The organism is uncultured Amaricoccus sp., assembly GCF_937858865.1.
Taxonomy (GTDB): domain Bacteria; phylum Pseudomonadota; class Alphaproteobacteria; order Rhodobacterales; family Rhodobacteraceae; genus Amaricoccus.
Map to the genome: position 1 here is coordinate 1 of NZ_CALLYO010000468.1, position 9,049 is coordinate 9,049.

At 66.6% G+C, this 9,049-nt stretch carries 7 protein-coding genes; 2 read left to right on the top strand and 5 right to left on the bottom strand.

All coding sequences use genetic code 11. The features are described from left to right. Positions 1-354: 354 nt before the first annotated feature. Positions 355-1,539 (bottom strand): IS110 family transposase, encoded by a 1,185-nt coding sequence (locus Q0112_RS13760; protein WP_297976210.1) that lies wholly within the window; start codon positions 1,537-1,539, stop codon positions 355-357. A gap of 477 nt (positions 1,540-2,016) precedes the next feature. Between Q0112_RS13760 and Q0112_RS13765 the strand changes: the two genes are divergently transcribed. After that, entirely contained in the window at positions 2,017-2,508 is a 492-nt protein-coding gene (locus Q0112_RS13765; protein ID WP_297976212.1) for a type II toxin-antitoxin system MqsA family antitoxin, read from the top strand. A gap of 579 nt (positions 2,509-3,087) precedes the next feature. On the opposite strand, the gene Q0112_RS13770 is transcribed toward Q0112_RS13765, so the two are convergent. Beyond that, on the bottom strand, positions 3,088-3,861 hold the full coding sequence (locus Q0112_RS13770) for a hypothetical protein (RefSeq protein ID WP_297976214.1): 774 nt from the start codon (positions 3,859-3,861) through the stop codon (positions 3,088-3,090). Between the two features lie 151 nt (positions 3,862-4,012). On the opposite strand from Q0112_RS13770, the gene Q0112_RS13775 reads away from it, so the two are divergent. After that, positions 4,013-4,387 carry a hypothetical protein gene (locus tag Q0112_RS13775; RefSeq protein ID WP_297976216.1) on the top strand — a complete coding sequence of 125 codons (375 nt, stop codon included), beginning with the start codon at positions 4,013-4,015 and terminating at the stop codon, positions 4,385-4,387. Between the two features lie 462 nt (positions 4,388-4,849). Here Q0112_RS13775 and Q0112_RS13780 read toward each other — a convergent pair whose 3' ends face one another. From Q0112_RS13780 to Q0112_RS13790, 3 genes are all read right to left on the bottom strand, one after another. Next, positions 4,850-6,307, bottom strand: coding sequence for a hypothetical protein (locus Q0112_RS13780; RefSeq protein ID WP_297976218.1), 1,458 nt, complete (start codon positions 6,305-6,307; stop codon positions 4,850-4,852). Then, on the bottom strand, positions 6,304-8,202 hold the full coding sequence (locus Q0112_RS13785) for a hypothetical protein (RefSeq protein WP_297976219.1): 1,899 nt from the start codon (positions 8,200-8,202) through the stop codon (positions 6,304-6,306). The genes Q0112_RS13780 and Q0112_RS13785 overlap by 4 nt, the downstream gene beginning before the upstream one ends. A gap of 131 nt (positions 8,203-8,333) precedes the next feature. Beyond that, positions 8,334-8,891 (bottom strand): hypothetical protein, encoded by a 558-nt coding sequence (locus Q0112_RS13790; protein ID WP_297976221.1) that lies wholly within the window; start codon positions 8,889-8,891, stop codon positions 8,334-8,336. Positions 8,892-9,049 lie beyond the last annotated feature (158 nt).

A 9,049-nucleotide genomic window follows, 5' to 3' on the forward strand; every position in this document is an offset into this window, starting at 1 on the left:
GAGATGGCAGAATATTGCGCCGCCCGGTGGCTGGTTTTTCCTCCGCCGTTGACACGTGTAGTGTGCACGGTGAGTACACACCCCGCTGGAATGACTGCGTCGTCGCGCCGGAGCGGCTCGAGCGCTTCCGCTTGCTGCTCGATGTCGCTTTGACGAGGCGACGGTCAAGCAGGTGGCGCAGGAGCTCATCGACGCCTGCGGACCGTCAGCCGGCCTCCGGATCGGGCAGCTCGCCCGGTCCACGAGCCTCAACGATGTCGAACGCTCCCGCCTGATGGCGATCGCGGATGAGATTGCCCTCCGCCAAGGATACTCGTGGTACTTCCAGGAAGACGAGGGAGCCTAATGCTCCAGTCAAGCGGCGAGTTTGGTGTTTTCCCGGTACGGTTGTCTGGTGCTGAGGATGGCCCAGAGGACGTTCACGCGTCGTCTGGCCAGGGCGATGACGGCCTGGTTGTGGCGTTTCCCCTCGGCGCGCTTGCGATCGTAGAAGGCGCGGCTTTCAGGATGGGAGAGCGCGACGAAGGCGGACTGGAAGAAGACGCGCTTCAGTCCGCGGTCGCCGCCGGTGGAACGTCGGATCGCGCGGGACTTTCCGGACTGGCGCAGGACGGGCGTGAGTCCGGACGCGGCGGCGAGGGCGTCGGCGCTCTGGAAACGGGCGCGGTTTCCCGCGCAGGCGATGAACTCGGCCGTCAGCACGACCCCCATCCCCGGCAGGCTCTGGATGAGGGCCGCGTCAGGGTGGCGCGCGAGCAGAGCCTCGAGGTCGGCATCGAGGCGGGCACGCGCCTCGCGGGCACGCAATGCCTCGGCGGCGAGCTCCTTGACCAGCCGGGCGCGAGTCTCGGCGCCGGGGACGTCGGTCCTCTGGGCGCGGGCGAGATCGACCGCGTCGCGGGCCAGGGCGTCGACGCCGCGCAGGTTCTTCGCGGCCCTGGCGAGCTGGCGGGCCATCCGCGCGGGGTTCGCGCGCCGCAGCTCGTGAGGCGCGGCGAAGAGGCTGAGGAAGACGAGGCCCGCCTTGGTGGTGACGTCGACGCGCCGCTCCAGCGCGGGGAACAGCGAGGAGAGCACGTCGCGCAGACGTGCCAGGCGGCGCGTCTGGTCGACGACGATCTCGCGGCGCCGGCCGACGAGCAGGCGGATGTCCACGTCGATCTCGGCCTCGATCTCCACGGCGCGCAGGTCGGACCGGGTGCGCGCCAACTCGGCGATGGTGGCCGCGTCGCGCGGGTCGGACTTGTTCTCGCCGCCGCGCATGCCCTGGCGGGCGCGGTTGACCGCGAGGCCGGGGGCGTGGACCACGGCGAGGCCGGCGTCGGCCAGCATGGCGCACAGAAGCGTCGCCGAGCCGCCGAGCAGATCGAGCGCGACGGTGACGCGTCCCGCTTCCAACGCGGCGATCTCGGCGAGCAGCCCCGCGATCCCCTCCGGGTCGTTCGTGACCGCGCGGCTGAACAGCGCCCGCGCGTCGCGATCGACCGCGCAGGCCCAGTGCGCCTCCTTGGCGGCATCCACGCCAATGAAAACCTCCATGCGCGCCTCCGACGCATTCCGTTCCTGGGGACATAGGGCGTTGTCCGCGTGACTCGGCGGCCTGCGAAGGCTATCTAATTCAATGTCTTCGCAAGCGGCGCCGAGTCTTGCCTCGAAGGCTGATCCGTAGGAATTCCTACGGAGGAGTCGAAAAGGCCAATCTCCGATCAGCTCTCGACCTTGACGATGACCGCCTGAACCACTATGCAAATAGCGTATATGTTATGCGGCTAAGCGAAGAAGATGTCACGATCGAGATCGTCTACGACGCATCGGAGGGGGAGGTCGTCACGGCGCGCATCGCGATCCCCGGAGGCTCCATCGAGCTTATGGGAGAGATCGCCGAAAGCGGCCGCAGTCTCCTGGTGACCGGGGTCCATGTCGCGGTGCGAGGGCCGGCAGGACTGCTGACGAAGGCGACGATCGAGACCATCGCGCGACGGGTGATGAAGGAGATGGACTATGACGAGATCGTCGTTGAGGGAGCGGCTCGAACGACTGGGGCCCGTCCGGGACATCGACCGCGTCGGTTCCGGTTCCGCTGAGGACTTCGTGCTTTCGGCAGCAGGAGGGCTCGATCGGATCGACGTTATCTCTGCAGCCAAGGCGCTGGCCCGTCGGGGCGTTTCGCTGCTCAAGGCCAAGCGTGCGGTCGAAGCGATTCTGGAGACCGCGCGGAGCTACATTCATCTTCCGACGGTCGAGGACGTCGGAGCGCTCGCAGCCGAACTCGCCGAGGCTGGGGTGACGGCATCGCTCAGGTCGACGCCGAAGACCGTCAGCGTGGTTGCCATCCGCAGGTCTCTCGACCTCACCCAGGAGCAGTTCGCCCTTCGCTTCGGCTTCGAGCTCGATACCCTGCAGCGATGGGAGTCTGGCCGGAGCGCACCGGACAAGGCCGCGAGATCCTATCTCACTCTGATTCAAAGGGAACCAGAGACGATCCAGCGGATCGCCGATCTGGCATAGACACCCCAGCGACCGACTTGCCATATGTCCCGAGGAACGGAATGCGTCGGCGCGCCTCCCTGTCGTGACCCTCCATCGGCATCCCGCCTGCGCCGTCCTCGCCCTACACAGCGATGATCCGCGGAGCCTAATCAGCGGTCGAAGCGGGTTCGGGACCGGGCGGGTCTGCCTCGAGAGCCATCAAAAGCGGCGGCCAGCATGACACCCATACCCGGTCCTCTGCCGAGACGGAGTATCCCTCACTCAGGGCACCCTGCAAAGGCAGGCGTCGAAACGCGTCACCAAGGTAGGGCATCATGAGGCTGGCAATCCTGGCGGTTGCCGCCCTCCTGATCTCCGCGCCGGCGCACGCCGCGGCCGACGTTATCATAGGCATCCCGGGGGGTCGTCGACGGCGACGGGCTCGTCATTGGACCAGTCCGCATTCGGCTTCATGGGATCGGTGCACCCGAGAATGGTCAGCGTGGCGCCGAGCGAGGCGGAGGCACCTGGCAGTGCGACGAAGCGGCCCGCGGCTCATGGACGAAGGTGATCCTCCACGATGGCAGGCGAAGGTTTCGCCGCGAACTCACGAGGGGTCTAAGGCTCGTCACGATCCCGCCCCCCGTATGGTCGGAACAGGCGAGGTGAAGTGTCCTTCACCCCAAGAATGTCTCTGGTTTTCTTGTCGTCGATTTTCGCGAGAGCCCGGGCCTTGATCCGCGCATCGAGGCCTCTTTTTCGCGCCGGTGCCGACGCGTCCCAATTGCTGCGAACCTCGGTTGGTCGCGCCGGCGGCTGCTTCTTGGCTACAGGCGCTCCTGATCGGAAGGAAGTCCGAGGAACGAACTCGTCCTCCTCCGGCCGGGGTGCCACCTGCGGCTGGAAGTCGTCGAGCTCAGCACGACACTGACCGTGCTGGCCAGCCAGAACGTTCGATACCTTGAACGAACCCTGGGCACGACGCGCCGCGATTCTCTTGGGTGCTCCTACCCCGTGTCTTGTGGCATGCTCGAGGGCGGCGCGCATAACGTCGGCCATCTCCTCCCCCTCCCGGAAAGTCGGCGCATCCGCAAACATGCTGTCGATGACCTGCCGTGGAATCCGAGCATGCGCTATCAGACCAAAGTCGCCTGCGCGATCGTCTTGTCCGATCGGCGCTTCCATCCGATACGCATCGATGTTCTGCTCGTTGCCATCGATACCATGCCAATCAATCCGAACATATCGCTGCCCCGACTCGTCGACCTCGATATCCGCACCAAGAAGCGCGCCGCGAAAGATCGCGTCCATCCTGCTACGCTCGCCCTTGGTCAGTCTGGTCGCAGAAGGCTTGAATTTCATTCTTCGCGTGGCGAGCGCGGCCTCCGTCATTACCTCTTGCAGGCTGCGTCGTCCTCGATTCTTCGCAATCTCGCGAAACAGGCGCTCTGTTCTACGCTGTATCATTTAGACCGCCGCTTTCTGAACCTATGTTCTTGGAAATTGCGCTACATCGCAAAACTCGCAGAGAAGGTGATAAGAAATGCTGACTGGACTTCCGGAACCAGAGGAAATCGGCAAGCTGCTCGATGAGGCGGCTCAGGCGGCGTACGAGGAGAGCATCGAGCTCTTCGACAATCACGTCGCGAGATTGCGCGCAGCCGCCGATTGGCTTCCGGAAGATGTCGATCAGGTTCGCGAGCGTCTGATTTCAGACGAGATCGGCCTGATCGAGGCGGTCTGGCTGATCGAGCCGCCCGAGGAACGCGGCGACTACTGGGATTTCCAGGAAGACTTCCTGGAGCGCTGGGCCGATGCGCTTGAGGCGGTGCAAGCTGCGGAGGTGTCCGAGCACGCGTCGGCCACCTACCGCCTGGATCAAGGCTACCGATCGGAACGGCGAGCGCTGGTTCTGTGACGAGCAGCAGGCTCTGGAAGCCGGCTGGCGGACAGCCGGCTTGCGCTGAGCCAAGCCACCGTTCCCACCGCAGCCTCCTCGTCGGGGACGTCCCGGCGTCACGCACCCGGAGGCTGTCGTCGCGGATCCACGTGTTCTGATGCAGGCGGACCGGGTGGCGGGAGCGACCGGCGGCGCAACCCTCGATGCCGGCGACGCCAGCGGGTAGAGGATCGGCATGTCGGCCGCCCGCCCTGCCGACCAGGAACCTCGCACCGGCCGACGGCGCCAAAGGCCCAGAGGTTCGGCGCCAAGCGCAACGCCTCGCCGAGTTTGCGGCAGCTCTGGCAAGCGCGACGCGAAAGGATCTCCGCGAGGCGAGGCACCAAGGCGCCGCGGAACACCTTGTTGGCGATCTCGCCGTGGCCATGGTCATCGGCCCCATCCGCATCCGCTTGCAAGAGGGACCGCCGAGCCCCCGCGTCACAGCTCGAGCGTCCGCCCGAGCCCATACTGAGCCCGTCGCTCGCTGGCGACCCCCTGACGCCGGGCAACGGCGCTGGTCGCGACGAGGTCGGTCTCGTACTTCGCCGCGATCCTGGTACTGGTCTGGTGGCAGGCGGTCATGGCCATGTCGCGGCCGGCGATGCCGATCATCGAGGACAGCCCGCTGTGGAGCATCGTCCGCGTCGTGGTGAAGCTGTTGCCCGTCAGCGCCTTGAAGATCCGCGGCACGTAGCTCGGCGCCGCCGGCGTGCCGTCGTCCAGGACGAACAGGGGCCGCTGCGCATCGAGCGCCTGCTTCCGAAGCTGCGCGAGGTACCGCGAGGGCCTGTCGCCCAGCAGGACCGCGTCGATGAACCGCCCATGCTGCGGCGCGAGCGTCATCACGAAGGGATCGGGGTTGAACGACAGGGTCTTCTGGATCTCGGTGTCGACCACCCAGGCTTCGGCTCGCCAGAACAGCGTCTCGCCGAAGACGAGGCCGGCCGACGCATTCCGCAGCGGCGCCACGGTGTAGAGGCCGAGGATGCAGGCGCCATTCCGCATCCGGTGACGTTTCTTGGCTGTGGCGGCGACCTCGGCCTTCTCCAGCAGGTCGTCGGCCTGGTCGAGGAGCGAGAGGGTGGTATTCCCGGTCCGCGCCAGCGCCGCATGCTTCAGGGCCTTCTGCCTGCGCTCCCGCGACTCGAGGATCGCGAGGTCGTCCGCCAGCATCCGGCAGATCGCGACGGGCGCTCCGATGTAGCGCGCAAAGCGGCCGATCTCCTCGATCGAGGCGCGTACCGTCGCCCAGCGCAGGCCATTCTTCCCCGCCGCGCTCCGGGCGGTCACGTCCTCCTGGTAGCGGCACACGCTCTCCTCGGACAGCTCGACCGGCAGGCCGGCCCGCTGCGCCGACCAGGCGAACTGGCAGAGCTTCTCGCGCAGCCGCTTCGTGATCTCCGGCGAGACCACGACGTCGTTCCCCGGGATCCCGCGCGCCATCCTGCGTAGGGCGGTCTGCATGTCCGCGGGAAGCTCCCATGGATGGACCGAGAGGGACCGCGGCACAGGCGCGCGCCGAGACGGCGGCGCGATGGGGTCCCAGTCGTAGGAGATGGGACGGTCCGGAAGGGTCTCGCGTTCGGATGCGCCCGCCTGCGTCGTTGCCTTGCCGCGAGGCAGCGATGCATCAGCCTCGGCGACACGCGGAACGAAGGCGGGGATGCAGACGGCCATCGCCGTCGAGAGGAGCGCGATCCGCTCGGTCGGCTCGTCCCCGTCCGACGATGCCCAGACGGCGACGTCGGCAGGCTGCGGATCGGCGAGGCCATGTTCGGCGATGAAGCCGAAGAAGCTGTCGGCCGCCCGGAGCGCCGGGTCCGGCAGGGCCGCGAGGCCCGGCAGGTGCAGAAACGGTCCCCAGTGCCGCTGGGCGAGGAGCTCGAGCCGGGTCATGCCGCGAGCTTTCGGGCGAGGCCGCGGCCGGCACGGTATGTCGCGCGGCGCGCGGCGATCGTGTCCTGCATCTTGCTGAGCACCGCATCCCGCTTCAGGAACGCGTAGTACTTCCGCACCGTTTCCGGCTGATCGCCGAGGAAGACAGCGAGATCCTCGATGCAGTTCGGGTCCTCGTTGATCTGGATCGAGCAGAGCCCGTGCCGAAAGTTGTGCGAGGTGAGGCTGAGATCGATGTCGATCGAGCAGCTCAGAAGCCAGTTGCTGAAGGTCTTGTCATTGAGGTGGGGCGCGTCGGACTCCACGCTCGGAAAGACCGCGCTGCTCGCGCGGGCGCGCGGGAAGAGCGGCCGGATCCGTGTGAAGTAGAACTTCAGGACCTGCAGGGCGACATCGTCGGGGCCGCGCTTCTCGATGATGATCGGCGGCATCTCCTCGCCGCGCTCGGTCAGCGCCGCGCCGTTTTTCAGCATCTCGTTGGGGATGACGATGCGATAGTGCGGCTGATCCCCGGACGCATGGTCGAAGAAGGTCTGCTTCGGCCCGGAGCGTGTGAGCGACAGGGTATTGTCTTCGCGGAGCGGCGCGCCCTCGAGCTCGATCGCCGCGAAGGCGGCGCAGGTTCCGAACCGCCGCGCCCGGCCGATGAGCTTCTTCGCGCGCCCGCGCTTCTTGGCCGACAGTCGGCGCATCGCATCGGGATCGTTCGCGAGCCGGACGAGGTCGAAGTCCTGGGCGGCCGCCTCGTCCAGCGTGGCCTTGGCGCGCTCGGCATAGAAGATGTGCTGGTTCTCGAACGTCTCGGTCTTCCGCGGGTCGTTGATCAGGGCGAGGCACCAGGTCTGGTTCTTGGCGGACATCTTCTTTCGCGCCGCCTTTCCCTGCTTGAGGACGGGATGGTTCTTCAGCGTCGCCTTGAGGCGCTGGGCCGGCCCACGCTGGCCGTTCCTCAGCAGGGTGAGGCGAATGACGTCGAAGTATTGGAACATGGTGCCGGGTGCGAGACCGCCCGGGCGGGGTGACGCCGCGATCCAGCACGACAGGACGGCGATGATGTCCTCGGGCGTGAAGAGATCGGCCAGCGTGTTCGCCGCAGTCAGATCCCGCACCGTCCCGAGGACATCGATGTAGTTGCCGAGCGCCGCCGCGAAGATGCCGCGGGCCCCGTCGGAGTGCGGCTCCGCCAGCGCCTGACGCAGGACCTCCGACTCCACGTCCTCCGGATAGGTGGTCGTGGCCTCCTTCAACCAGATCTCGAGCTCCGCCCTGAGCTGCTCGGGCACGACGAACGGCCGGCGCCACTTGGCCTCGATGCGGCCGATCGGTCGTTCGGGGAGGACGGGCAGCAGCGTCGGAAACATCCGGAGGTCATCGAGCAGGCCCGCGCCTCGCTTGACGTTCTCCCATTCGTTCGCGCTGTTGGCCCGCTCCTTGAGGCCAACCACCCTCTCGTTGGTGAGGTCCGTCGACTGGAATCCGGCAGCGCGCGAGACATCCTTGATCCGCGCCAGTCCGCGGAGGCGTTCGCTGGAGACCAGCGCGGCCCCGGCGAGAGCGTCGGCGCGTCTCCCCAGCATCGCCCAGGTGTCGTCGTCGATCGCCTTGCGCGCGGTCCTTTCTGCAAAGGCGCCCGTCACATGCTCGATGAGCAGCCGCCCGCCCTTCTGGTACTGCTGGTAGGTCCCCTTCTTCCACTCCAGATCGCGCAGCAGCGTGGCGTTACACGCGTCGTACCTCGGGGCGTGCTCGAGCCAGGTCTTCAGGTCCGCCGTGACTTTGGAGAGGTCCGGACGCTCGTACCCGCGCCATTTCATCACGAGCAGCAGCTGCTTGGCATACTGCTGGAAGCTCGGATTCTCGTGGGTCTCCCCGATCTCGACCACGTCCAGCATCATCAGATCTTTACACACTCGGGCAGTCCTCTTAGCATCCGCTGGAACAGCGTTATCGGGAATATTGGTCGTTTTCGGGGGTGCAGTAACGATTATACGTTCTCTTCCAGGTGCCGGAAGGAAACGGACGAGAGTTATTTCCGTCGTTGTCGTGAGTTCTCGGCGTTAAGGCGCAGGATTTCGGCGAAAGCGTTATTGACGGCCTCCGGCGCCGGCTCGGAGGCAGGCTCGGCGGAGGCTTCGACCTCGGGACGCAGGGGCTCGACGGCCCGGAAGGTCGGCACCGCGTCGCCCCTGCGTGCCGCGCGGATCTGCGCCGGCAGCCAGCGGCGGGACCGGCTGGTCTTCTCCGGATCGCCGAGGTCGGCGATCGGCCCGGGGTATTCGAAGGTGCCCTCGCTCAGCTTGTTGCGCACCGTCGACGACCCCTTCCCGATCTGCGCGGCGACCCAGGTGATCGGCTGCAACTGTTCCATCAGCAGCGCAGCATCTTCGTCGTCCTGCGGCTCGACGCCCAGCACCTGGCGCCAGACGCTGCGGACCGGGAAGCATCCCTCGATCGGCATCAGATGGAATTGGCCGAGGAGGCGCGGGATCTCGTTGATGCCGACGTTCACGAGGTCGGCAAGCTCCTGCCGTGTCAGCAGGCCAGGGGTCTTGGGAACGATGGTCGTGACAGGCGTCGTCGGCATCGGATGGTCCTCCTCGCCGAGGACCTGGGTCCGTACGCCAACGCTCGGAAATCACGGCAACGCTGGTTCGCGGCCGGCGTCCATGTGGGGCCCGGAAGCCGATGGTGTCAATCGGCACGGAATCCTACCCCCCGATCGGCGTCGAACTTTGACCCCTC